Annotated in this window: 21 protein-coding genes; 15 read left to right on the forward strand and 6 right to left on the reverse strand. The window is 69.9% G+C overall.

The annotated features are described in order from the left end of the window. Window positions 1–132 precede the first annotated feature (132 nt). Both DFJ64_RS17985 and DFJ64_RS17990 read right to left on the reverse strand, forming a co-directional pair. Entirely contained in the window at window positions 133–1,347 is a 1,215-nt protein-coding gene (locus tag DFJ64_RS17985; protein ID WP_115851497.1) for an ABC transporter permease, read from the reverse strand. Further along, on the reverse strand, window positions 1,344–2,252 hold the full coding sequence (locus DFJ64_RS17990) for an ABC transporter ATP-binding protein (RefSeq protein WP_425452219.1): 909 nt from the start codon (window positions 2,250–2,252) through the stop codon (window positions 1,344–1,346). The genes DFJ64_RS17985 and DFJ64_RS17990 overlap by 4 nt, the downstream gene beginning before the upstream one ends. A gap of 428 nt (window positions 2,253–2,680) precedes the next feature. On the opposite strand from DFJ64_RS17990, the gene DFJ64_RS17995 reads away from it, so the two are divergent. After that, a complete protein-coding gene (locus tag DFJ64_RS17995; protein ID WP_115851498.1) occupies window positions 2,681–2,980 on the forward strand; it encodes a DUF4193 domain-containing protein in 300 nt (99 codons plus the stop codon). Window positions 2,981–3,227: 247 nt separating this feature from the next. Here DFJ64_RS17995 and DFJ64_RS18000 read toward each other — a convergent pair whose 3' ends face one another. Beyond that, complete coding sequence (locus DFJ64_RS18000; protein ID WP_115851499.1) at window positions 3,228–3,512, reverse strand: DUF4235 domain-containing protein; 285 nt, start codon at window positions 3,510–3,512, stop codon at window positions 3,228–3,230. Between the two features lie 137 nt (window positions 3,513–3,649). Between DFJ64_RS18000 and dut the strand changes: the two genes are divergently transcribed. The 4 genes from dut to DFJ64_RS18020 all read left to right on the forward strand — a co-directional run bounded on the left by dut (window position 3,650) and on the right by DFJ64_RS18020 (window position 6,073). Beyond that, on the forward strand, window positions 3,650–4,135 hold the full coding sequence (dut, locus tag DFJ64_RS18005) for a dUTP diphosphatase (protein ID WP_245941216.1): 486 nt from the start codon (window positions 3,650–3,652) through the stop codon (window positions 4,133–4,135). 1 nt (window position 4,136) lies between these two features. Next, on the forward strand, window positions 4,137–4,847 hold the full coding sequence (locus DFJ64_RS18010) for a DUF3710 domain-containing protein (protein ID WP_115851500.1): 711 nt from the start codon (window positions 4,137–4,139) through the stop codon (window positions 4,845–4,847). Between the two features lie 66 nt (window positions 4,848–4,913). After that, window positions 4,914–5,315: an OB-fold nucleic acid binding domain-containing protein gene (locus DFJ64_RS18015; RefSeq protein WP_115851501.1), complete on the forward strand. Its 402-nt coding sequence runs from the start codon at window positions 4,914–4,916 to the stop codon at window positions 5,313–5,315. Further along, window positions 5,312–6,073, forward strand: coding sequence for a DUF3159 domain-containing protein (locus tag DFJ64_RS18020; protein WP_170152663.1), 762 nt, complete (start codon window positions 5,312–5,314; stop codon window positions 6,071–6,073). Before DFJ64_RS18015 ends, DFJ64_RS18020 begins: the two co-directional genes overlap by 4 nt. A gap of 112 nt (window positions 6,074–6,185) precedes the next feature. Here DFJ64_RS18020 and DFJ64_RS18025 read toward each other — a convergent pair whose 3' ends face one another. After that, a complete protein-coding gene (locus DFJ64_RS18025) occupies window positions 6,186–6,851 on the reverse strand; it encodes a potassium channel family protein (protein ID WP_115851503.1) in 666 nt (221 codons plus the stop codon). Continuing rightward, window positions 6,851–7,498 carry a potassium channel family protein gene (locus DFJ64_RS18030; RefSeq protein WP_245941334.1) on the reverse strand — a complete coding sequence of 216 codons (648 nt, stop codon included), beginning with the start codon at window positions 7,496–7,498 and terminating at the stop codon, window positions 6,851–6,853. Before DFJ64_RS18030 ends, DFJ64_RS18025 begins: the two co-directional genes overlap by 1 nt. A 221-nt stretch (window positions 7,499–7,719) precedes the next feature. Between DFJ64_RS18030 and DFJ64_RS18035 the strand changes: the two genes are divergently transcribed. The 8 genes from DFJ64_RS18035 to DFJ64_RS18070 all read left to right on the forward strand — a co-directional run bounded on the left by DFJ64_RS18035 (window position 7,720) and on the right by DFJ64_RS18070 (window position 19,014). Beyond that, window positions 7,720–9,780: an APC family permease gene (locus tag DFJ64_RS18035; protein WP_115851505.1), complete on the forward strand. Its 2,061-nt coding sequence runs from the start codon at window positions 7,720–7,722 to the stop codon at window positions 9,778–9,780. Between the two features lie 52 nt (window positions 9,781–9,832). Further along, entirely contained in the window at window positions 9,833–10,765 is a 933-nt protein-coding gene (locus tag DFJ64_RS18040; protein ID WP_115851506.1) for an LLM class F420-dependent oxidoreductase, read from the forward strand. A 245-nt stretch (window positions 10,766–11,010) separates the two neighbouring features. Beyond that, window positions 11,011–11,571, forward strand: coding sequence for a hypothetical protein (locus DFJ64_RS18045; protein WP_115851507.1), 561 nt, complete (start codon window positions 11,011–11,013; stop codon window positions 11,569–11,571). Between the two features lie 185 nt (window positions 11,572–11,756). Beyond that, the gene (locus tag DFJ64_RS18050; protein ID WP_211310664.1) at window positions 11,757–12,467 is read left to right on the forward strand and encodes a YcnI family copper-binding membrane protein; all 711 of its coding nucleotides are present in this window, start codon (window positions 11,757–11,759) and stop codon (window positions 12,465–12,467) included. Between the two features lie 164 nt (window positions 12,468–12,631). After that, window positions 12,632–13,204, forward strand: coding sequence for a copper resistance CopC family protein (locus DFJ64_RS18055; protein WP_170152664.1), 573 nt, complete (start codon window positions 12,632–12,634; stop codon window positions 13,202–13,204). Next, complete coding sequence (locus DFJ64_RS18060) at window positions 13,197–15,248, forward strand: bifunctional copper resistance protein CopD/cytochrome c oxidase assembly protein (RefSeq protein WP_147304755.1); 2,052 nt, start codon at window positions 13,197–13,199, stop codon at window positions 15,246–15,248. The genes DFJ64_RS18055 and DFJ64_RS18060 overlap by 8 nt, the downstream gene beginning before the upstream one ends. A gap of 218 nt (window positions 15,249–15,466) precedes the next feature. Further along, a complete protein-coding gene (locus DFJ64_RS18065) occupies window positions 15,467–18,274 on the forward strand; it encodes an aconitate hydratase (RefSeq protein ID WP_115851510.1) in 2,808 nt (935 codons plus the stop codon). Then, entirely contained in the window at window positions 18,271–19,014 is a 744-nt protein-coding gene (locus DFJ64_RS18070; protein ID WP_245941217.1) for a sulfite exporter TauE/SafE family protein, read from the forward strand. Before DFJ64_RS18065 ends, DFJ64_RS18070 begins: the two co-directional genes overlap by 4 nt. A 34-nt stretch (window positions 19,015–19,048) precedes the next feature. Here DFJ64_RS18070 and DFJ64_RS18075 read toward each other — a convergent pair whose 3' ends face one another. Continuing rightward, window positions 19,049–19,543 carry a hypothetical protein gene (locus tag DFJ64_RS18075; protein ID WP_115851511.1) on the reverse strand — a complete coding sequence of 165 codons (495 nt, stop codon included), beginning with the start codon at window positions 19,541–19,543 and terminating at the stop codon, window positions 19,049–19,051. Window positions 19,544–20,148: 605 nt separating this feature from the next. Here DFJ64_RS18075 and dxs point away from each other — a divergent pair. Further along, window positions 20,149–22,074 carry a 1-deoxy-D-xylulose-5-phosphate synthase gene (dxs, locus tag DFJ64_RS18080; protein ID WP_115851512.1) on the forward strand — a complete coding sequence of 642 codons (1,926 nt, stop codon included), beginning with the start codon at window positions 20,149–20,151 and terminating at the stop codon, window positions 22,072–22,074. Window positions 22,075–22,152: 78 nt separating this feature from the next. Further along, the gene (locus DFJ64_RS18085; RefSeq protein WP_115851513.1) at window positions 22,153–23,652 is read left to right on the forward strand and encodes an amino acid permease; all 1,500 of its coding nucleotides are present in this window, start codon (window positions 22,153–22,155) and stop codon (window positions 23,650–23,652) included. The last annotated feature ends 47 nt before the right edge of the window (window positions 23,653–23,699 follow it).

Below are 23,699 nucleotides of genomic sequence, written 5' to 3' on the forward strand. Positions count from 1 at the left end.
GTCCGCCACTGGGGCCTGTGGGGTGTGCGTTCGACGCACACCCCACGCAAACCGGCGCATCCTAACCGGGAGGCGCAGCCGAACGCCACGTCGTCGATGCCGACAGTGCCGAAGCGGCCAACGCCGCTCGTGTCAGCCGGCCCGTCCGGACACCTCGGGGGCAGCGCGCCGGCCGCTGAGCCAGGCCTCCTTGAGGGACACCTTCGCGCCCATCCGCAGGATGGCTCCGTCGTAGATGCGCGCGCCCAGGACGACGAGCGCGGCGATCGCGGCCGCCATCAGGCCGACGGCGAGACCGGTCTCCCACCACGGCACGAGCCCACCCGCCATCCGGACCGGAGCGCAGAGCGCGGAGAACGGCGGGACCACGGCCAGCAGTCGGGAGATCAGGCCGTCGGGGTTGGAGCTGACGTAGAACGTCGCGAAGAACGACACCATCAGCAGCATGGTCATCGGGCCCACAACGTTCTGCAGCTCCTCCTGGCGGGAGACGCGCGCCGCGGCGGCGGCGAACACCGCGCTGTAGAAGGCGTAGCCGAGGACGAACCAGACCAGCACGAACGCCACTGGCGTGAGCAGGTCCGAGGTCACCTCGACCATTCCGGTGACGTTGCCGACCCCCAGGCCGAACACGGCGATGAGCACGAGCTGGAGGAGTCCGAGCAGCCCGATGCCGAGGATCTTCCCGGCCAGCAACGCGCGAGTGGGGATGGCCGACAGGATCAGCTCGACGACGCGGCTCGACTTCTCCTCGACGATCCCGAAGGCGACCCACATGCAGTAGCCGATGATCTGGGCGTAGAGCAGCAGGCTGCCGATGAAGGCGACCTGACTGCGACGGTCGGCCTCGGGGTCCACCGGCTGCTGGGCCTCCACCGCGAGCGGCGGCACGTTCCGGGCCCTCTCCACCACCGCCGGGTCGAGTCCTTCGGCGCGCAACCGTTGGGCCGCCGTCACCTGCTGGTGCGCGGTCTGCAGGGCAGCGCCGAGCTGGTTGTCCAGCTCCTCGTGCACGAGGATGCGGTCGCTGGTGACGTAGGCGTCGAGGTCGCCCGCCTCGAGCGCCCGCGCGGCGGCGTCGCCGGACAGGTCCGCTTCCTCGATCGTCACGTCGAGCTGGTCCGCCGCGGCCTGAGCGGCGGCGGCGAGGCCGGGGCTGGTGTCCGGACCGTAGGCGACTCGGTAGCTCCGGTCGTCGTCGAACAGGGTGGGCAGCAACAAGACGACGGCCAAGATCACCAGGGTGACCAGCGTCGAGATCCAGAAGGACTTGTCTCGCCAGCGCTCGGTCAGCTCCCGGGCCGCCACCGTCCGGGTGGCTTGGGTGAAGGAGAGGGGCGCGCTCATGCGTGAACCTCCGAGGGCGTGACGGTGGCGGGGGAGGACGGCTGGGACACGGCCTCGCGGAAGAGCTCAGTGAGGGTGGGTGTCACCCGGCGGAACTCGCGGACTGGTCCCGCCGTGCGAGCCGCGTCCAGGACGAGCTGGTCGTCGACGCCGTCGGCCAGCTCCAGGATCGTCACCGTCGTCCACGGGTCACCCGACCGCAGGGCTCCCGCCCCATCCAGGCGGGCGACGTCGCCGTTCTCGGTCTCGTCGCGCACCACGCGAACCCCGGTCAACCCGGCGGCCCAGCCCGGCCGCGCGCCGACGACGACGCGGTACGTGCGGGGCCGGCCCCTGCTGCGAAGGTCCTCGACCGAGCCCGAGGCGATGATCTTGCCAGCTCGGATGATCCCGACGGCGTCGCAGAGTCGTTCGACCAGGTCCAGCTGGTGGCTGGAGAAGAGCACACCCACCCCACGCCGAACCCGCTCCTGCAGGCTGTGGGCCAGCGCGTCGACTCCGACCGGGTCGAGACCGGAGAACGGCTCATCGAGGACGAGGAAGGTGGGGTCGTGGACCAAAGCCGCAGCCAGCTGGACCCGTTGCTGGTTCCCGAGGGACAGCTCGTCCACCCGGTCGCGGGCCCGCTCGGCGAGCCCGAACTCGGCGAGCAGGCGATCAGCGGAGGCGGCGGCCTCGGCCGCGGGCACGCCTCGCAGCCGAGCCAGGTAGACCAGTTGATCCTTGACCCGCATCTTGGGATAGAGCCCACGCTCCTCGGGCATGTAGCCGAAGCGACGCCGGTCCGCGGGTCCCGCGGGTCGGCCCTCCCACAAGACGACCCCGGCATCCTGCTGGAGGACGCCCATGAGGATCCGCATGGTGGTGGTCTTGCCGGCTCCGTTGGTACCCACAAAGCCGAACATCTGCCCTGGTCGGACAGACATGGACAGGTTGTCGACGGCGACCCGATCGCCATAGCGCTTGGTGACACCGCGTAGTTCGAGCACGGCTCAAAGCCTGGCAGGCGCTTCTCTCGGGTCTCGTCATCCTCATGGACCGTTCCGCCTCAGCCCGGGGTAGGATCCGGGCGCCGCGTGAGACGGCGTGAAGGGGGAGAGATACATTCCGTGATCGCTTCGCGACACACGGGGTTCGTCCGTCGGGACCGGTTCTCGATGCGACAGAATCTGCGCCCCGATCGGGCACAACTCCGGGCTGTCGAGCGTTACGTGCACGACGAGCACGACGGGGTTCCATCGCCGTGAATCACGTCAGGCGAGGGGGTCAAGTAGGACAACGCGCACAAGGACGTGCGCATCGCATCACCCGCTGAACTTGGGGGAAGAGGGACATGGCCACCGATTACGACGCGCCTCGGAAGACCGACGACGAGCTCTCCGAGGACAGCATCGAAGAGCTCAAGGCGCGGCGCTTGGACAAGAACTCCGGAAAGGTCGACGTCGACGAGGCCGAAGTGGCCGAGACGTTCGAGCTGCCCGGTGCCGACTTGTCCAACGAGGAGCTCTCGGTCCGGGTTCTCCCGCGCCAGGCCGATGAGTTCACCTGCTCCAGCTGCTTCCTGGTCCACCACCGCAGCCAGCTCGCGTTCGAGAAGGGCGGCCAGCCCGTCTGCCGCGACTGTGCCGCGTAGCAGGAAGGACCGCGGAGAGCTGTCGACGCTGTGCCGATGAGAAGCCCAGCCGATGAGCAGCCGTGCCGCTGAGGACCTCCGAGCTCCTCGGCGAGCGTGCTGGCGGTGAGCTCGCGTGCGCTCCGCATGCGACGGCGCTCATCGGGCGGAAGCACAGGGAGAAGCACAGGGAAGCGTCCGGAGATGCCGACCGCGGGACGCGGCGCGTCTCCGGACGCGGTCGTCCACGCCTTGTCGATCGCGGCGGTCACGAGGACGACCGCATGCCTGGAGGTAGCTCGCCGGTCCACTTACGCCACATCCGGGCGGCTTGCCGGGTGGCCAGCAGACGCGCCACGGCGATCCCGACACCACTGGCGAGCGCCCAGCTCAGGGCTTCCTTCCAGGTGAGATCCGGGTCGTCCGGATCGCTGGGTGGCTCCTTCCCGGTGACCACCCGCCATCCCGTGTCGACCACCTTCTTCGTCAACGCGACGGCGGCGAAGGTGCTGAGCCCGCGAATCACCGACCACCCGAGTTTGGACCCTGCCACGGCATACCTCCGTTCCCGTCCAGAGTCTCGCACGCGTGGCGGCCGGCCGCAGTGCTTGCGCTGGGACGGGGCTGACGCGCCCGGTCTCCGCCACGCTCCTAGGTCGCTCGGCGAGGAGCCGAGTAGGGTCGATCACCGTGACTGACGCCGACGACATACCCGTCCTTATCCGGCGGCTCGACCCGGAGGTGCCCCTCCCTACGTACGCCCATGCCGGCGACGCGGGCGCTGACCTGGTCACGACCGTCGACGTCACGTTGAAGCCGGGGGAGCGTGCCCTCGTCCCCACGGGGATCGCGGTGGCGTTGCCCGAGGGCTACGCCGCGTTCGTGCACCCCCGGTCCGGGCTCGCCGCGAAGTGTGGGCTGTCGATCGTGAACACGCCGGGCACGATCGACTCCGGGTACCGCGGCGAGATCCGGGTCGTCTTGGTCAACCTCGACACCCACGCCCCGATCGAGCTGCGTCGCGGGGATCGGATCGCCCAACTAGTGATCCAAAAGGTCGAGCGGGCGCGCTTCGTGGAGGTCGACAGCCTCCCTGCGTCGTCGCGCGGCGAGGGTGGCTACGGGTCGACCGGTGGCTTCAGCCAGGCTGACACGACTTCACTGGAGGGGACCTGACGTGATCTTCCGGAAGCGGAAGCGCGACCGCGGCGACGACCAGGGCGATCGCCGCCTTCGGCGTCGGGATCGAGAGACCGACCAGGTGGAGACGAACCCGACCCAAGACGACGAGGAGACACGGCCGGCTCCTCAACGCCGCCACGGCCCCTACGACGCCGCCGAGGTGGAGATGCCGGACGACCCGGCCAGCGTCGGCCGAGTCGATCTCGGAGGACTCCAGATCCCAGCGATGGAGGGCATCGAGCTGCGTCTGCAGATCGACCAGGCCTCCCAGACGGTTGTGGCCGCGCTGCTGGTCCGCGGCGACTCCGCCCTCGAGCTGCGGGCGTTCGCGGCTCCGCGCAGCACCGGTATCTGGGACGAGATCCGCAAGGAGATCGCCGTGGAGACGACGCGGCGTGGTGGTGTCGCGACCGAGGCCATCGGCCCGTTCGGGCCGGAGATCAAAGTCGTGCTGCCGACGCGGACACCGGATGGTCGGCAGGTGACCCAAACCTCGCGCATCGTGGGTGTCGACGGGCCGCGGTGGTTCCTGCGAGGCACGCTCATCGGTCGGGCCGCCACCGATCCCGCCGTGGCCGGGCCTCTCCTGCACGCGATGTCGCACGTGGTCGTCGTGCGGGGTAAGGCGCCGATGGCGCCGCGCGACATGATCCCGCTGCGCATCCCGGAGGCGGCCCGGGCGCAGGTGCTCCAGCAGCGCGCCTGAGTCGGCTTCCAGGCCCTTCCTCGCCCCACGCGACCCATGAACCCGTCGGCGAGTACGCTGCCTCACATGAGCGATCGCAAGGGCGCGACGCGACGCGGTGGTGTCCTACGGCGCGCCCTCTCCCGGCTCACCAGCAGCGAGGACGCCTTGGAGGCGGAGGAGCTGCAGGACGAGGTGCGGGAATCCGGCTACCGATCGATCGCGCAGTGCGCGGACCGCGAGCGGGTTCGCGTCTGCGGGGAGGTTCGGTGCATCACCCTGCGGCCCCGGGCTGGTGTTCCGGCGCTTGAGGCCGACCTGTACGACGGCTCCGGCACGATCGTCCTGGTCTGGCTAGGTCGGCGACGGATCGCCGGAATCGAACCCGGACGCCGGCTGGTCGCTGAAGGACGGGTGTCGATCCACCAGCAGCGGTGGGTGATGTACAACCCGAAGTACCAACTCAAGCCGCTGGGAGACGACGAGTGAGCTTGTCCGAGGAGAGCCCAGCCTCCGATGCGGCACAGCCGTCGACCACCTCCGGTCCGGCTGGATCGTCGGTGCAGGGCAACCAGGTCGCCACGGCGCCGAGCGAGGAGGGGTTCTCCCTCATCCGGGCTTTCGGCGGTTGGGGCGGTCTCCTCGACGCCGGCTTGCCTGGCCTCGCCTTCGTCGTCACCTACACGGCGTTCGGCCACAACCTCCGCCTCTCTCTCGTCGTGGCGCTCACGCTCGGCGGCCTGATCGCGGTCATTCGGCTCGTGCGGCGGGATCCGCTGCAGAACGTGGTCGGCGGGTTCGTCGGCGTCGCGATCGCCGCCCTCCTCAGTAACGCGACGGGCAAGGCGGAGGACTTCTACCTGCCTGGGCTCTTCATCAACGCCGCCTACGGCACGGCATACCTGGTCGCCAACCTGCTCCGCTGGCCGCTCATCGGCGTCTTGGTGGGTCTCGCGGCCGGATGGGGCATGCTCTGGCGGCGGGACCCCGTGCTCCTGCGAGCTTTTCAGCGCGCCGGATGGCTCTGGGTGGGCTTCTTCGCCGCCAAGCTGGTCGTGCAGCTGCCGCTCTACCTCGCCGGCGAGGTGGTCGCCCTCGGGGTGGCCAGGGTGGCGATGGGTTGGCCGCTCTGGCTGCTCGTGATGGGCCTCACCTATGTCGTCGTCAAGGGGTCGGTGCCGCCCGAGCGATGGGGTGAGCTGAGGGCGGCGGTCGAGCAGGTCGCAAGGGCACGCGGCCCGTCCTGAGCGTGTCGGTTCCCGCGGGGCGTGGCGCGCCCTCCGCGGTCGTGCCACACCAGTCTCCGCCACGTGCGGGTCGCGCTCGGCCGCCCCGGATGGACGACGGTCCGCCGGAACCCTAGGTGGCGTGCGGAGCGAGCAGTTCCTGAAGGTCCTTCTCTCGCTCGGGAAGGGCGACGAAGAGCAGCTCGTCGTGCCCCTCGAGGGGGGTATCGGGCGTCGGGGTGAGCACGCGACCGTTGCGCACGATGGTGACCAAGGAGGTGTCCGGTGGCCAGGAGACGTCCTGGACACGACGGCCGATCACCCGCGAGTCCTGAGGGAGGGTGAGCTCGACGAGGTTGGCCTCGCCCTGCTGGAACGTGAAGAGCCGTACGAGGTCGCCGACGCTCACCGCCTCCTCGACCAAGGCCGCCATGATGCGCGGCGTCGACACCGCGACGTCGACGCCCCAGGACTCGTTGAACAGCCACTCGTTCTTGGGGTGGTTGACCCGGGCGACGACACGCGGAACCCCGAACTCGGTCTTCGCCAACAGGGAGACGACCAGGTTGACCTTGTCGTCGCCGGTGGCGGCGATCACCACGTCGCACCGGTGCAGCGCCGCCTCGTCCAGGGTGGACAGCTCACAGGCGTCGGCGAGCAGCCACTCGGCGTTGGGCACGGTTTCCGCCTTCGCCGCACGCGGATCGCGGTCGATGAGCAGGACCTCGTGACGATTCTCGACCAGCTCGCTGGCGATCGAGCGGCCGACATTGCCGGCTCCGGCGATGACCACGCGCATCAGACTTCCTCCGGACCCGAGGCGAAGACGTTCTCGACCTTCTCGATCGTGCCCTCGCGAACGATGACGTGGACGAGGTCCCCGTCCTGCAGAACGGTGTCGTTGTCGGGGAGGATGCCCTCACCGAGCCGGGTGAGGAACGCGATGCGCGCGCCTGAGGCGCGTTCGAGCTCGGTCACCCGATGCCCCACCCACGCGGGGTCGACGTGGACCTCGGCAAGCCGGATCGTGCCGGTCGGGTCGCGCCACTCGGGCTCGGCACCCTCGGGGAGGAGTCGCCGAATGATCTGGTCCGCCGTCCACGGGATCGTCGCGACTGTCGGGATACCGAGCCGCTGGTACACCTCCGCCCGACCAGGGTCGTAGATCCGGGCGACGACGTTCTCCACCCCGAAGACCTCGCGAGCGATCCGAGCCGACAGCACGTTGGAGTTGTCACCGCTCGAGACCGCCGCGAAGGCGGACGCCTCCTCGATCCCGGCTTCGATGAGGACGTCCCGGTCGAACCCCATGCCGGTCACCTTCCGCCCGCCAAAACTCGGCCCGAGCCGGCGGAAGGCCTCGGGAGCACGATCAATGATGGCGACGCTGTGGCCGCGGTCCTCCAGGCTGTGAGCGAGCGTCGACCCCACTCGCCCGCAACCCATGATCACGATGTGCACGGTGTCCTTCTTCGCACAGTTCTCCGGCGTAGGAATGTTCCGTCCGCCCGGTGCTTGTCCAGACGGTTTGGCCTCTCCATCGAGGGGCCGAATCTCGGACGCTACACCGCCTCGACGAACCACCGTCGCTCGGCATCACCTCCAGTCTTCAACATTCTGCCGCCGCGTCAGCGGCGTCACCACGTCGCACCTCTAGCATCCTTGCCGTGGGACTCGGCGATCTGGGCAAGCGGCTGCTGGTCGGCCGCAAGCTCCGCAGCACCCAGCTACACCAGACGTTGCTGCCCAAGCGGATCGCTCTGCCGATCTTCGCGAGCGACGCGCTGTCGTCCGTGGCCTACGCGCCTGACGAGATCTTCATCGTCTTGTCGTACGCCGGGATCGCCGCCTACACCTTCTCGTGGAAGATCGGCATCGCGGTCGCCGCCGTGATGCTGGTGGTCGTCGCCTCCTACCGACAGAACGTCCGCGCGTACCAGTCCGGCGGCGGCGCCTACGAGGTGGCGACCGTCAACCTGGGTCAGTCAGCCGGACTCGTCGCCGCCAGTGCCTTGCTCGTGGACTACACCCTCACGGTGGCGGTGTCGATCTCCTCCGCGGCGCAGTACGCCGCGACCGCGATCGAGCCGCTGCAGGGTCACCAGGCGACGGCCGCGGTCCTCGCCACGCTCTTCCTCATGATCATGAACCTGCGTGGGGTCCGCGAGTCGGGAACCGTCTTCGCCATCCCCACCTACCTCTTCATGGCCGCCATCCTCGGCACGGCCGCGCTGGGATTCGTGCGGTACGCCCTGGGCGATCTGCCGCAGGCGACGACCGCGGAGCTGCGCCTGGTGCCCTCGGCGGAGTTCGAGCACGGCCTGACCAGTCTGGCTGGGGCGATGCTGCTCCTGCGCGCGTTCGCCTCCGGGTCCGCCGCGCTGACCGGCGTCGAAGCGATCAGCAACGGTGTCCCGGCGTTCCGCAAGCCCAAGGGAGCCAACGCCGCGACGACCCTGCTCATGCTCGGGGCCATCGCGGTCACCATGGGACTCAGCGTCATCGTGCTGGCCAACCTCATGGGCGTGCGGATGGCGGAGAACCCGGCGACCCAGCTCGTCCGGCCGGACGGGACGTCGGTGGGCCCGAGCTATCACCAGCAGCCGGTCATCAGCCAGTTGGCCGCCGGCGTCTTCGACCACGTCCCCGTCGGCTTCTACATCGTGTCGGCCGTGACGGGCCTGATCCTCATGCTCGCCGCCAACACCGCGTTCAACGGCTTCCCTGTGCTGGGCTCGATCCTCGGCCGCGACGGCTTCCTGCCCCGCCAGCTGCACACGCGCGGCGACCGGCTGGCCTTCTCCAACGGCATCGTCGCGCTGGCCGGGTTCGCGATCATTCTGATCCTCGCGTTCGACGCCGAGGTGACCCGGCTCATCCAGCTGTACATCGTCGGCGTCTTCACCTCGTTCACCCTGGGTCAGGCCGGCATGGTCCGGCACTGGAACCGCCTGCTCTCCGACGAGCCGGACCCAGCGACCCGCCGGCGGATGATGCGCAGCCGGGCGATCAACGCGGTGGGGTTCGTCGTGACCGCGGTCGTCCTCGCCGTCGTGCTCGTCACGAAGTTCGTCCACGGCGCGTGGATCACGGTCGTGGCGATGGCGGTTCTCTACGCGATGATGCGGGGGATTCGCCGCCACTACGACACGGTCGCGGCGGAGCTGGCGGTCGACCCGAGCGAGGAGCTCACGCTGCCCTCGAAGGTGCACGCGATCGTGCTCGTCTCGAAGATGCACAAGCCCACGTTGCGCGCGCTCGCGTTCGCCCGCGCCGCGCGGCCCGATGTGCTCGAGGCGATCACGGTCGACGTCGATCCACCGGCGACGCGCGAGCTGCTCGAGGAGTGGGACCGGCGACGCATCCCGGTCCCGCTCAGGGTCCTCGCCTCTCCCTACCGTGAGATCACCCGGCCAGTCGTGGACTACGTTCGACACATCCGGCGGTCCAGCCCGCGCGACGTGGTCACCGTCTACATCCCCGAGTACGTCTTGGGCCGCTGGTGGGAGCAGCTCCTGCACAACCAGAGCGCGCTCCGCCTGAAGGGACGGCTGCTGTTCACGCCCGGCGTCATGGTGACGAGCGTTCCGTACCAGCTCAGGTCCTCCGAGGCCGCCAACCGCCGGGAGGAACGCCACAGCAGCATCGTGGGGGACGTCCGTCGCGGCGCCTCCTACGGACCGGCGACGGGCACCACGCGGCCTCGCCGACCAGGAGAGCGCCGCTGACGTCGACACCACGTGGCCGTGCCCACGGCCCGGTCGGGCAGGATGGCCCGTCATGGAGCTGCGCATCTTCACCGAGCCACAGCAGGGCGCGTCGTACGACACGCTGCTCCGCGTCGCCCGTGCCGCGGAGGACTGCGGGTATGACGCGTTCTTCCGCTCCGACCACTACCTGGCCATGGGGGACGTCGACGGACTGCCCGGTCCGACCGACGCGTGGACCCAGCTCGCCGGGCTCGCACGAGAGACCTCGCGCATCCGCTTGGGCACGCTGGTCAGCCCCGTGACGTTCCGGCTTCCGGGGGTCCTGGCGATCCAGGTCGCCCAGGTCGACCAGATGTCTGGCGGACGGGTGGAGCTCGGGCTCGGCGCGGGATGGTACGAGGCCGAGCACCGTGCCTACGGCATTCCGTTCCCAGCGAAACGATTCGACCTGCTGGAGGAGCAGCTCGCGATCATCACCGGCCTGTGGACCACACCGGTGGGCGAGCGCTTCAGCTTTTCCGGCGCGCACTACACCGTGGAGGACTCGCCGGCCCTCCCCAAGCCGGTGCAGACGCCGCACCCGCCGATCATCATCGGCGGTGGTGGCCCGCGTCGCACACCCACCTTGGCGGCGAGGTACGCAGCCGAGTTCAACCAGGGCTTCGCCGCGCCGGAGGCCATGCGGGCGGGCTTCGAGCGGGTCCGTCGGATCTGTGCCGAATCGGGGCGCGACCCAGACACCCTCATCCTCTCGGCGGCCTTGGCGGTCTGCTGCGGAAAGGACGAGGGCGAGGTGCGGGCGCGGGCTGACGCGATCCGGCGGGATGTCGACGAGCTGCGTCAGAACGCCCTCGCCGGTACACCCGCGCAGCTGGTCGACCGCCTCGGCCACTACGCCGAGCTCGGTGTGTCACGCGTCTACCTGCAGGTGCTCGATCTGGACGACATCGACCACATCGAGTTGGTCGCCGCCGAGGTCCTCCCGCAGGTGCGCGGTCTTTGAGCCGTGTCGCCACGACCGGCGAGGTGAGGAGACAGCGGGGGAGCGTGGCGGTGGCCTTGACCACGCTCCCCACCGTTGTCACGCCCCGCGACAACGGGATGTGAGCGCGCACCTAGACTGCTGGTCGAGGTCGTCGCGGCAAGCCGTCGTTGCGGACGGTACGGGCCCCAACACCTGGGCCTGGACACCGGAACCGGCCGTGGCTGCCGGCGAGGGCTGGACGGACCACGAGGACCGAGGAACAGATGGGCAATCCGGGCGCTGGACTACTCCGTGCCGGGCGAGGTGTCACGCTCGCGGTCTGCTGCGGCGCGCTCGCCCTGCTCGGTCACGTCTCCGGCGGCGCCCCCGCTCCGCCGCTCTCGGCGTTCCTCACGGTCACCGCGCTCCTTGGAGCCGCCTTCGCGGTGCTGGCCGGACGACGTCGACAGTTCCGCCACATTCTCGCCGTCGCGCTCGGCGCGCAGGTGGCGTTTCACCTCGCGTTCCAGCTCACCGCGGCACACTCCGCTGATCACCTCGGAGTGACGGGAGCGGTGGGACCACTCGCCTTCTGGGATCCACTCACCGCAGCGGGGCACGCGGCTGCCGCCGTGGTGATGTCCGCTCTCGTCGCGCGCGGTGAGGACGTGGTCTGGGCGCTCTACCACCTCCTGGGCCTGGTCCGGCTGCCCTCGCCGGTGGCGCCGGAGGCGTGGCCGCTCGTGCGTCCACTGCCGGTCCGTGTGGAGGAGCCTCGCCCCGAGGAGTGGCTCTGGGCCCGGGTGCACCCTCGCCGGGGACCACCGGGTGGCTGCGCGGGCTGACCGTCGGGGCGGGTCGCGCTGACCATCGCGAGACCCGCGGTCGTCCGCGTCCTCCGGCCACCACGTCGTCCCGGCACGTCGCCTCCCGTCGCCTCGGCATCGCGGTGGGCCGACGTCGCCTGTCACCAGGAGGTTCCATGCTTCCCAGCTCACTGCTTTCCAGCTCACTGCGACGGTGTGCCCAGGTGGGAGCCACGGCCACGGCCGCGGTCGTGGCGCTGGCTGGTCCGGCCGGCGCCCACGTGACCGTCAATCCGGACGAAGCCGCACGGGGCGGTTACGCGAAGCTCGCGTTCAGAGTTCCCAACGAGTCCGACAGGGCCTCGACCGTCAAGCTCACTGTGTCGTTCCCCGAGGAGACGCCGCTGGCGTCGGTACGGGTCCGGCCCCATCCGGGCTGGCAGGCGACCGTGCAGAAGACCACGTTCCCGGAACCGGTCGAGGTCGGCGACCTGGTGCTCGAGGAGGCCGTCACCTCGGTGACGTGGACCGCGGACGAAGGTGGAGGGATCGCGCCGGGGGAGTTCGATGAGTTCGAGGTCTCCGTTGGGCCGCTGCCAGACGAGGACTCCTTGGCGTTCACTGCGGTGCAGACGTACGACGACGGGGAGGTGGTGGCGTGGGACCAGCCGGTGACCGACGGCCCCGAGCCGGAGCGCCCCGCGCCTACCCTCCGTCTCGTCGACAGCGCCGATGACCACGGACACGGTCAAGCCTCCGACAGGACCGCTCAGGCCGCCGCCACGGGCGACGCGACGACCTCCGAGGCCACGTCCGGCGCCGGGCCAGCGGACCCGACCGCGCGGACGCTCGGGGTCACTGGCCTCGTCGCCGGCCTCCTGGGCCTCGTGGTGGCGGTGTGGGGACGCCTCGCGGGCAGGCGAGGTGAGACGTGACCGTGGCCGCGGCAGTGTCCAGACGAGCAATGTCCAGGCGAGCAGTCTCCAGGCGAGCAATAGCCAGGGGAGCGATAGTCAGGGGAGCGATAGTCAGGGGAGATGGTCGGGTTCGGCGGAGAGGGCACCCGGCGGCTGGAGCTCTCGTCGTCGCCCTCATCCTGGTGGGATGCGTCCTCCTGCAGGTGGCCCGACCGGCTCCGGCGGCCGCGCACAACTACCTGGTGTCGAGCACCCCGTCCGACGGCGCGGTGCTCGACACCGCTCCCTCCGAGGTGACGTTGGAGTTCAACGGGCCGGTCGGACAGAAGTTCGCCACCGTCGTCGTCGCTGGGGCCGACGGCACGACCTTCCAGTCCGGCGCGCCACGGGTGGTCGGTGGCACGGTGACCCAGCGGCTGCGTCCGATCGCGGAGGCCGGCACCTACCGGGTCGCCTGGCGGGTCGTCTCATCCGACGGGCATCCGATCTCCGGCACGTTCGAGTTTCGGCTCCGCACCGGCGACGCCACGGCGGGCGACGGCACGCCGAGCCCGGAGTCTGCGACCTCGCCCTCCGGCACGGTCTCGGCACCGTCCACGGCGCCCTCGGGGGCCACGTCGGCGCGGCAAGCCGCCGAGCGCCGGTCCGACGGTGCCGGTGCAGGGTGGCTGCTGGCGGGTGGCGCCGCAGTGGCCGTGCTCGCGGCCGGCGCGGTGGTCGTCGTTCGACGGCGGTCCGGGACGCGTGATGTCTGAGCGGCGTAGCGTCGGGTCCCGTCCGCGCGCGGTGTGGCTGGTGCCGGCCGTGATAGCGGCGGGCGCCCTCGCCACGATGGTCGTGGCCCTTCTCGTCGGAGGTGGCGCGCCCCGACCGGCGCCGCCGGGACTGCCCGACCCCGGCCCGCTGACGGGGTGGGGTCTGCCGGTGTCCCGCCTGGCAATGGACGTCGCCGCCGTGGTGACCACCGGGGCGCTGCTGTTCGCGGTCTTCGCACCCGCCCGGAGGGACAGGCTCGCCGACCGCGCCATCCGAGCGGTCCGGGTTGCGTCGGGATGGGCGTGGGTGTGGGCCGCCGCGGCGGCGCTCACCCTGGTGTTCACGCTCTCGGACTTCCTCGGCCAGCCGGTCCACCGGGTTCAGCCGCAGGAGACGCTGGCAGGCTTCGTCTTCCAGGTCTCGCAAGGGCGGGCCCTGGTGGTCGTGGTCGTCGGGGCTGTCGTCCTGGCGGCCACGGCCCGGGAGGCTCGCACCCTCAACGGGGCGGCGCTCGCGCTGGTGCTGGCGATCGCGACGACGTTGCCGCCTCCACTGACCGGGCACTCCGCTGACGCCGCCAACCACGACATCGCGACGTCGAGCCTCATCCTGCACGTCGTCGCGGTCACGCTGTGGGTCGGTGGCCTCATCGGGCTGGTCGCCTTCGACCGTTCGGCGCCGACCCTGCGGTCGATCGCGCCGCGGTTCAGCACCCTCGCCGTGTGGTGCTTCGCCGCCGCCGCGCTGTCGGGCGTGGTCAACGCACTCGTCCGGCTGGGCGGTCTGGCGGAGGCGGTCACGACCTCCTACGGCTGGCTCGTGCTCGGCAAGACAGCGGCCCTCACCGTCCTCGGTTGGTTCGGGTGGCGGCATCGTCGACGCACCCTGCCGGCGCTGGAGCGGGGGGACGCGAAGGCGTTCCGTCGGTTCGCCCTCACCGAAGTGGCGGTGATGGTGGCCACCATCGGCCTTGCGGTGGCACTGGCCCGCACCCCGACGCCCGTGCCGGAGGAGATCACGAGCGCCTCGCGAGTCGAGGCGATCCTCGGCTACCCTCTCCCGCCGTTCTCGGTGGGAAAACTGTTCACCGAGTGGCGGCCTGACGTGCTCGTTCTCGGGGCGGCCGGGTTCGGCGCCATCGCCTACCTGTGTGGCGTGCGCCGCCTGCGGCGGAGTGGGGTGGCGTGGTCACGCGGTCGGACCGTGGCCTGGCTCGCGGGGATCGTCGTCGCGGTGCTCGTGCTCTGTAGCGGCGCCGCGGCGTACGGACGGGCGATGTTCAGCGTGCACATGGCGCAGCACATGGCCCTGACCATGCTGATTCCGATCCTCCTGGCCATGGGAGCGCCGATGACTCTCGCGCTGCGGGCCTTGCCGACCCGCGGACGCGTCGCTCGTCGCCAGGGCGGCCGTTCACCCGAGGCCAGCTCGGCCGAGGACACCGACGTGCGGCCGTTGCGCGACTGGCTCCTCGCGGTCGTGCACAGCCGCGTGGCACGCGTCGCGACGCATCCGCTCGTCGCGCTCGCGTTCTACGTCATCAGCCTCTACTTCTTCTACTTCTCCTGGGCGTTCGAGCTCGCCCTGCGTTCCCACACCGGGCACCTGCTGATGGTGGCCCACTTCCTCCTTGCTGGGTACCTGTTCTTCTGGGTCGTCCTTGGGCTCGATCCCACGCCTCGGCGTCTCCCGCCGCTCGCGCGGTTGGGCGTGCTGTTCGCGTCCCTGCCGTTCCACGCCTTCTTCGGCGTGATCGTCATGACGAGCAGCACCTTGTTCGCGGCCGATTGGTACAACGCTCTGGCGCTGCCGTGGGTCGATCCCCTCGCTGACCAGAACGTCGGTGGCGGCATCGCGTGGGCCACCGCCGAGATCCCGACCTTGCTGGTGATCGGCGTCGTCGTCGCGGAGTGGGTACGCGCGGACGCCCGAGAGGCACGTCGGTTCGATCGCCGGGTCGACGCGGGCACCGACGAGGAGCTGGCGCGCTACAACGCGATGCTGTCCCAGCTCTCGGAGCGGGATCGCGGGCGGTCGCGCTGACGCCCACGGCGAGCCACCCACGCCGCCGACGCTGAGCGACGATCGACGACGAACGGCGCGACGGCCCCATTTGGGGCACGGTCCCGGGACCGTGTATCTTGATGTCGAGATAGTTTCGGGTCGCCACGGCCTACGGTGAGGTCACCCTTACCTGCGCCCGGCCGACATCGCGAGCGAGGATGGCGACGGGTCAACCGGTACGACGAGGGAGTTCTGTCATGGCGAGCGTCGACAGCTTCGGAGCCAAGGGCCGGCTCGACGTCAATGGACGGTCCTACGAGATCTTCCGGCTCTCGGCCGTCGACGGTGCCGAGCGGCTGCCCTACAGCCTGAAGATCCTGCTCGAGAACCTCCTGCGCACGGAGGACGGCACCAACATCACCGCAGACGACATCCGTGCCCTGGCCAACTGGGACGCGCAAGCCGAACCCAGCAAGGAGATTCAGTTCACCCCGGCCCGGGTGATCATGCAGGACTTCACCGGCGTGCCGGCCATCGTCGACCTCGCCACGATGCGCGAGGCCGTGCGCGACCTCGGCGGCGACCCCGCCAAGGTCAACCCGCTCTCGCCAGCCGAGCTGGTCATCGACCACTCCGTCATCGCTGACGTCTTCGGCACTCCCGACGCGTTCGAGCGCAACGTCGAGATCGAGTACGAGCGCAACCGGGAGCGTTACCAGTTCCTACGCTGGGGGCAGACCGCCTTCGAGAACTTCCGCGTTGTCCCGCCGGGCACCGGCATCGTTCACCAGGTCAACATCGAGCACCTCGCTCGTGTCGTCTTCTCCCGGCAGACCGAGGACGGGTCGGTGACCCAGGCCTATCCCGACACCTGTGTCGGCACCGACTCCCACACCACGATGGTCAACGGCCTCGGCGTGCTCGGCTGGGGCGTGGGAGGCATCGAGGCCGAGGCGGCGATGCTCGGCCAGCCCGTCAGCATGCTCATCCCGCGGGTCGTCGGCTTCAAGCTGTCAGGGGAGCTGCCGGAGGGCGCGACCGCGACCGACCTGGTGCTGACGATCACCCAGATGCTGCGTGAGCACGGGGTGGTCGGCAAGTTCGTCGAGTTCTACGGTCCCGGCGTCGGAGCGGTCCCGTTGGCCAACCGCGCGACGATCGGCAACATGTCGCCGGAGTACGGCTCCACGGTCGCCATCTTCCCCATCGACGAGGAGACCGTGCGCTACCTCCGCCTGACGGGCCGTTCGCCCGAGCAAGTGGCGCTCGTCGAGGCGTACGCCAAAGAGCAGGGGCTGTGGCACGACCCCGACCGTGAGCCGGTCTACTCCGAGTACCTCGAGCTTGACCTCTCCACCGTCGTGCCGTCGATCGCGGGTCCCAAGCGGCCGCAGGACCGGGTGAACCTCAGCGACGCCAAGCGGGCGTTCCGCGAGGCACTCCGCGACTACGTGCGCCACCCCGAGCCGGAAGGCGTCAAAGGCTACGACGAGGCGAGCGCGGAGTCGTTCCCGGCGAGCGACCCGCCGGCGTTCCACGCCACCAACCACAGCGACGCACCTCATGTCTTCCACTCCGCCGCGCGCGGCGCTCAGGGCCGCCCGAGCTCGCCGGTCCGTATCACCTTGCGCGACGGAACCGAGTGCGAGATCGACCACGGCGCGGTCGTGATCGCGGCGATCACGTCCTGCACCAACACCTCGAACCCCTCGGTCATGGTGGGGGCGGCGCTGCTCGCCAAGAAGGCCGTCGAGCGGGGCCTGTCGCGCAAGCCGTGGGTCAAGACGACATTGGCGCCCGGCTCGAAGGTCGTCATGGACTACTACGAGCGGGCCGGCCTCACGCCCTACCTCGAGAAGCTGGGCTTCAACCTCGTCGGCTACGGCTGCACGACCTGCATCGGCAACTCGGGGCCGCTCATCCCCGAGGTGAGCCAGGCCGTCAACGACCACGACCTGGCCGTGGTGTCCGTCCTGTCCGGCAACCGCAACTTCGAGGGGCGGATCAACCCCGACGTCAAGCTCAACTACCTGGCCTCGCCGCCCCTCGTCGTGGCGTACGCGTTGGCGGGAAGCATGGACGTCGACATCACCCGCGACCCGCTGGGCAAGGACCCGGACGGCAACGACGTCTACCTCGCCGACATCTGGCCGTCGGCCGCGGAGATCGAGGAGGTCGTCGAGAACGCCATCGCCAGCGAGATGTTCGCCCGCGACTACGCGGACGTCTTCGCCGGCGACGAACGCTGGCGCTCGTTGCCCACGCCGAGCGGTGACCTCTTCGCGTGGGACGAGTCGTCCACCTACGTGCGGAAGCCGCCGTACTTCGAGGGAATGACGGCGGAGCCCGCGCCGGTGTCCGACATCCGTGGCGCTCGCGTGCTCGCCAAGCTCGGCGACTCGGTGACGACGGACCACATCTCGCCGGCGGGCTCGATCAAGAAGGACAGCCCGGCAGGCGCCTACCTGATCGAGCACGGCGTTCAACCGCGCGACTTCAACTCGTACGGATCGCGCCGCGGCAACCACGAGGTGATGATCCGCGGCACGTTCGCCAACATCCGGTTGCGGAACCAGCTGGCGCCCGGAACCGAGGGCGGCTTCACCCGAGACTTCACCGCCGGGGGTGAGATCACCACGATCTACGACGCGGCCGTCCACTACCAGGAGGCCGGAATCCCCCTCATCGTCGTGGCGGGCAAGGAGTACGGCTCCGGCTCGTCTCGGGACTGGGCGGCCAAGGGCACCGCGCTGCTCGGTGTTCGTGCGGTCTTGGCGGAGTCGTACGAGCGGATCCACCGCTCGAACCTCATCGGCATGGGCGTGCTGCCACTGCAGTTCATGCCGGGAGAGTCGGCGGAGTCGCTCGGACTCACCGGTGAGGAGACGTTCGACATCGTGGGCATCGAGGCGCTCAACGACGGCGTGACGCCCCGCGAGGTGACGGTCCGAGCCGACGGGAAGGAGTTCCGGGCGATCGTCCGCATCGATACGCCCAAGGAGGCGGACTACTACCGCCACGGCGGGATCATGCAGTACGTCCTCCGCTCCTTGCTCACCCGTTGAGCGAGGCGCTGACGAGCCTCGACCCGCATGTCGTCCTCGTCACCGGCATCGCCGTCCTCGTCGGGGCGGTTGTGCAAGGTGCCGCGGGATTCGGCGTGTCGCTGGTCGCCGTGCCCGTCCTGACGCTGCTCGACCCGAGCCTCATGCCGGGTGCGCTTCTCGTCGTGGGCACCCTGCTTCCACTGTTCACGCTCGCCCGCGAGGGAGCGCACATCGACTGGCCGAAGGCCCGGCTGAGCCTGGCGGGACGACTCGTGGGCACGGCGGCCGGGGTCTGGGTCATCTCCGAGCTCTCGCCTCGGGCCCTCACCGCGGGCATCGGCCTTCTCGTCCTGCTCGGGGTGGCGCTGTCCTTGCGCGACCTCACCGTGCCGGTGACTGGTCGCTCGCTGTTCGGCGCTGGGGCGATGACGGGCATCACGGGGACGGCGAGCTCGATCAGCGGGCCGGTCATCGGGTTGGTGCTGCAACGGATGCCAGGGCCGACGATGCGCGCGACGCTCGCGGTGTTCTTCTGCGCCGGCGCCTTCATGTCGCTGGTCGGCCTGGCGGTGGGCGGACAGCTCACCGCTAGGCAGGTCGCGTGCGGGCTGGCGCTGCTGCCGTTCCTCGTGGTGGGCTACCTGCTGTCGAACCCACTGCGGCGCTACCTAGACCAGGGCTGGACTCGCGCCGCGGTGCTGGTGGTGTCGACCTGCTCAGCTCTTGTCGTCCTTGTCAAGGCCGCTCTGTGGTCCTAGCAGGCGAGGTCGATGCCGGCTCGCCCCGAGGCGCTCAGCTTGCCCACGGGACGTCGTGGGGGACGTCCTCGTCCTCGTCTGCCTGCTCGGTCTCCTCTGCCTCCTCCTCGTCGCTCGCCCGTCGGCGAAGCGCGATCGTGGCGAGGAGCAAGAGCACGATGGCGCCGACGCTGATCCACGCGCCGAGTTGGACGTCGCCGATCGCGAACTCAGCCGGCTCCAGCTCAGCGAGCACGGTCGTGATCCACAGGCCGACTGTCACCAGGCCAGCGAGGAATGACAAGACGAGCAGCGGACGCCAGCACAGCAGCGCACCCAAGGTCCCCACCGCACCCGCGACGGCAAGAGGCGCGGCCATCGACTCCCAGTACGACGGAAGCAGGGCCGTGCTTTCAGGCCGGAGGAACAGCTCGCGCAACGGCACCTGCCGAGGTGAGTCGTCGGCCAGCCAGGGGAAGTACGCGCTCGCGGCGAGGGCGAGCGCGGCGATGGTGGCGAGGACGGCCGCCCGGGGACGGACCTGTGTCATGACCCAACCTCCTCGAGTCGACGCTGCGGTCCCCCGTGGGTGCCTGTCGTGCTGGAGCCCTCCCAGCGTGAGAGCCCGAGAGCCACGGACGTGGACTCAGGTTCGTCGCGGGTTCTCGATGCGTTGTGACGCATTCGATACCCGACAGGCTCCGCCCGGCGCGCGGCGTCCGGTTTCGGACACGGTCGCTCGTGGCGCGCGACTCGTGGCGCCCACACGCTCGTCTACCGCCTCGCGCATCGACCGCCTCGTGCCCGCGCGGGCCACGATCAGCCGCTTCTGGGCGCGTGCGGCGAAGCGACGAGGTCACAGACCGCGACCGTCAGGTATCGGCCAGCTCGACGATGTCGTGAGGACTCGCCACCGCCATGTGCGCCAACGTGCAAGGACGGAGGGGCAAGAACGGAGGGGCCAAGAATGAAGGGGCATGGCGTGGGGGAGTCCTGGGGGAAAGTCTGAGGGGATCTCGTGAGGGAGTCGTGAGGGCATGGTGTGAGGGAATGGTGTGGACGTGGTGCAGACCACGTTCGATCCGTCCCCAAACGCCGGTGGACCGTGCACTCTAGACTCCAGTGAACGACGCGACGCGACGAGGAGGACCTGGCATGAGCGTGCTCGAGACGATCCAGGGGCCAGCTGACCTCGCTGGGCTGTCCGAGCAGCAGCTCGCCGACCTCGCGCGGGAGATTCGGGAGTTCCTGGTCGCCAAGGTTTCCCGGACCGGTGGCCACCTCGGCCCCAACCTGGGCGTCGTGGAGATCACCCTCGCGATCCACCGCGTGTTCGACTCCCCGCGCGACCGCATCCTGTTCGACGTCGGACACCAGGCCTACGTCCACAAGATCCTCACCGGTCGGCAGGCCGGTTTCGACCAGTTGCGTCGTAAGGGCGGGTTGTCCGGTTATCCCAGCCGCCAGGAGTCGGTGCACGACGTCATCGAGAACTCCCACGCCTCGGCCGCTTTGTCCTACGCCGATGGGTTGGCCAAGGCCTACCAGCTGCGTGGTGAGGACCGGCACGTCGTCGTCGTGGTCGGCGATGGCGCCCTGACCGGCGGGATGGCGTGGGAGGCGCTCAACAACATCGCCGCCGCCAAGGACCGTCGCATTGTGATCATCGTCAACGACAACGGGCGGTCCTACACCCCGACGGTGGGCGGTCTTGCCTCCTACCTCAACGCGCTGCGCACGAATCCTCGCTACGAGCAGGTGCTCGAGCTGGTCAAGCGGTCGCTGAACCGCACCCCGATCGTCGGCGCGCCGGTCTACGACGTCCTGCACGGCGTCAAGCGCGGTCTGAAGGACGTCCTGGTTCCGCAAGGGCTGTTCGAGGACCTGGGGCTGAAGTACGTCGGCCCGATCGACGGTCACGACCGAGCCGCCGTGGAGCATGCGCTGGAGCAGGCCAAGCGTTTCGGCGGACCTGTCCTCGTCCACTGCGTGACCCGCAAGGGCTACGGCTACCACATCGCCGAACAGGACGAGGCGGACTGCTTCCACAGCCCGCCCACGTTCGATCCGGCGACCGGCATCCCCCTCACCGGGTCAGAGCCGAAGTGGACCAGCATCTTCCGGGAGGAGCTGGTCGAGATCGGGCGCCAGCGCCCCGACGTCGTGGCGATCACCGCCGCGATGGAGCACCCAACCGGACTCGACGCCTTCGCGCGGGAGTTTCCGGATCGCTGCTTCGACGTGGGGATCGCCGAGCAGCACGCCGTCACCTCCGCGGCCGGCCTCGCGATGGGCGGGATGCACCCCGTCGTGGCGATCTACTCCACCTTCTTCAACCGCGCCTTCGACCAGGTGCTCATGGACGTCGCCCTCCACCGGTGCCCCGTGACGTTCGTGCTGGACCGGTCGGGCGTGACCGGGGAGGACGGTCCCAGCCACCATGGCATGTGGGACCTGTCGATCCTCCAGGTCGTGCCAGGTCTGCGGATCGCCGCGCCGCGTGACGGCACCCGACTGCGCGAGCTGCTGTGGCAGGCCGTCGGCATCGACGACGGTCCGACCGTGCTGCGCTTCCCCAAGGGCGCCGTTCCGGACGACGTACCGGCCGTCGATCGCGTCGGCGGTTGCGACATCCTGGTCCGGACGGGTGAGCCGGACGTGCTCGTCGTCGCGGTGGGAGCGATGGCGACGACGTGCGTCGACGTGGCCAGCCGGCTGGCCGGCCACGGCATCGGGGTGACGGTGGTGGACCCCCGGTGGGTCAAGCCGGTCGACCCGGTGCTGATCGACCTGGCTCGCCAGCATCGACTGGTCGTCTCGGTCGAGGACAACGGTCGTGTCGGCGGTGTCGGTGCCGCGCTCGGTCTCGCCCTGGCCGACGCGGGGGTACCGACACCCCTGCACGTCGCGGGAATCGCCCAAGAGTTCCTGCAGCACGGAAGTCGCTCCGAGCTGCTGGCGGACCTCGGGCTCAGCGCCCAGGCTCTGGCCCGGGATATCGTGGAGCGCGTGGCCAGCCTGGAGGGCGCACCACTCGACGCCCTCGCTGGCGGTGAGCACGATCCTCTGCCGCGCGGCTGAGACGTACCCCTCCCGATGCCCGGCCCCGATGTGGGCCGATCCCGTTTCGCCGCGCCGTCGCCGGGACAGGACCAGCGCATGGATCTTCTGCGGACCAAGACAGTCGAGGCGTCGATCGCTGACACGCTCGAACCGGAGCACCGGCTCAAGCGGGACCTGGGCGTCCTGGACCTCATCGTCTTCGGCGTCGGCGTGACGATCGGTGGCGGACTGTTCGTCCTCACCGGCACCGCGGCCGCCACCTACGCGGGTCCCGCCGTCGCGCTCTCCTTCGTGATCGCCGCTGTCGCCTGCGGTCTGGCTGCGCTCTGCTACGCGGAGTTCGCCTCGACCGTCCCCGTCGCCGGGTCGGCGTACGCGTACTCCTACGCCACGCTCGGTGAGCTGATCGCCTGGATGATCGGCTGGGACCTCATCCTGGAGTTCTTCGTCGGCGCCGCGGCCGTCGCCTCCGGCTGGTCTGGTTACCTCGCGACAGCTCTGGAAGGGACGCCGATCGCGATTCCCTCCGCGGTCGCGAACACCTCGGTCGGCTTCATGAACCTTCCCGCCGGACTCCTCGTCCTCGCCCTGACGGCTGTCCTGGTCGCGGGGATCAAGCTGTCGAGCAGGATCAACCAGGCGGCGGTCGCGCTCAAGGTCGGGGTCGCGCTCGTGTTCGTGGTGGCGGGCGCCTTCTTCGTGCGCACGAGCAACCTCGTGCCGTTCGTCCCGCCGCCGGAGCCCTCCGAGCGGGCCGGTGGTGTCGCCCAGCCACTCATCCAGGCTCTGTTCGGGGTGGAGCCCGCCGCGTTCGGCTGGGCCGGCGTGGTGAGCGGTGCGGCCGTGGTGTTCTTCGCCTTCATCGGCTTCGACGTGGTGGCCACGACCGCGGAGGAGACGCGGAACCCGCAGCGAAGCATGCCACTCGGCATCATGGGCACTCTCGCCATCTGCACCCTGCTCTACGTCGCTGTGAGCTTGGTGCTCACCGGCATGCGGAGCTACCGGCAGATCGACCCCAACGACGCGGCGCCGCTGGCCACGGCCATGGTGTCCGCTGGGCATCCGGTCATCGGCCGCCTCATCGCCGTGGGCGCGGCCGCCGGCATCACCGTCGTGGTGATGATCCTCCTGCTGGGTCAGACGCGGGTCGCGTTCGCGATGGCACGTGATGGCCTGCTGCCCGGCTTCCTGGCGCGGGTGCATCCCCGCTTCCGCACGCCCTACGTCGTCACGATGATCGTGGGCGTCGCGGTCGCCGTGCTCGCCAGCTTCACCTCCATCAGCGTGCTCGCTGAGCTGGTCAACATCGGCACGCTGGCGGCGTTCATCCTGGTCAGCGTTGGGGTGCTGGTGTTGCGCCGAACCCGACCGGACCTCCCGCGCGCCTTCCGCACGCCGTGGGTCCCGGTGGTGCCCCTTCTGTCCGCGCTGGTGTGCGTCTACCTCATGCTCAACCTCGCCATCGAGACCTGGATCCGCTTCCTGGTCTGGATGGCGATCGGACTGGTGATCTACGGGACGTACGGGCGTCTCCACTCGCGCCTGGCGAACCAGCAGGCCGAGCCACCGACGCAGACCTCCAGCCAAGGCTGAGGCACGGGGTGCGGCGAGCGTCGGCCCAGTGGACCACCCGACGACGG

This window comes from Thermasporomyces composti (assembly GCF_003386795.1).
In the GTDB taxonomy this organism is placed as follows: domain Bacteria; phylum Actinomycetota; class Actinomycetes; order Propionibacteriales; family Actinopolymorphaceae; genus Thermasporomyces; species Thermasporomyces composti.

What these genes read in the sequence shown, in the direction of transcription:
- DFJ64_RS17985 (WP_115851497.1), bottom strand. Translation starts at nt 1,347, where the DNA reads ATGAGCGCGCCCCTCTCCTTCACCCAAGCCACCCGGACGGTGGCGGCC.
- DFJ64_RS17990 (WP_425452219.1), bottom strand. Translation starts at nt 2,252, where the DNA reads ATGTTCGGCTTTGTGGGTACCAACGGAGCCGGCAAGACCACCACCATG.
- DFJ64_RS17995 (WP_115851498.1), top strand. Translation starts at nt 2,681, where the DNA reads ATGGCCACCGATTACGACGCGCCTCGGAAGACCGACGACGAGCTCTCC.
- DFJ64_RS18015 (WP_115851501.1), top strand. Translation starts at nt 4,914, where the DNA reads ATGAGCGATCGCAAGGGCGCGACGCGACGCGGTGGTGTCCTACGGCGC.
- DFJ64_RS18025 (WP_115851503.1), bottom strand. Translation starts at nt 6,851, where the DNA reads ATGCGCGTGGTCATCGCCGGAGCCGGCAATGTCGGCCGCTCGATCGCC.
- DFJ64_RS18030 (WP_245941334.1), bottom strand. Translation starts at nt 7,498, where the DNA reads ATGGGTTGCGGGCGAGTGGGGTCGACGCTCGCTCACAGCCTGGAGGAC.
- DFJ64_RS18040 (WP_115851506.1), top strand. Translation starts at nt 9,833, where the DNA reads ATGGAGCTGCGCATCTTCACCGAGCCACAGCAGGGCGCGTCGTACGAC.
- DFJ64_RS18045 (WP_115851507.1), top strand. Translation starts at nt 11,011, where the DNA reads ATGGGCAATCCGGGCGCTGGACTACTCCGTGCCGGGCGAGGTGTCACG.
- DFJ64_RS18060 (WP_147304755.1), top strand. Translation starts at nt 13,197, where the DNA reads ATGTCTGAGCGGCGTAGCGTCGGGTCCCGTCCGCGCGCGGTGTGGCTG.
- DFJ64_RS18065 (WP_115851510.1), top strand. Translation starts at nt 15,467, where the DNA reads ATGGCGAGCGTCGACAGCTTCGGAGCCAAGGGCCGGCTCGACGTCAAT.
- DFJ64_RS18075 (WP_115851511.1), bottom strand. Translation starts at nt 19,543, where the DNA reads ATGACACAGGTCCGTCCCCGGGCGGCCGTCCTCGCCACCATCGCCGCG.
- dxs (WP_115851512.1), top strand. Translation starts at nt 20,149, where the DNA reads ATGAGCGTGCTCGAGACGATCCAGGGGCCAGCTGACCTCGCTGGGCTG.
- DFJ64_RS18085 (WP_115851513.1), top strand. Translation starts at nt 22,153, where the DNA reads ATGGATCTTCTGCGGACCAAGACAGTCGAGGCGTCGATCGCTGACACG.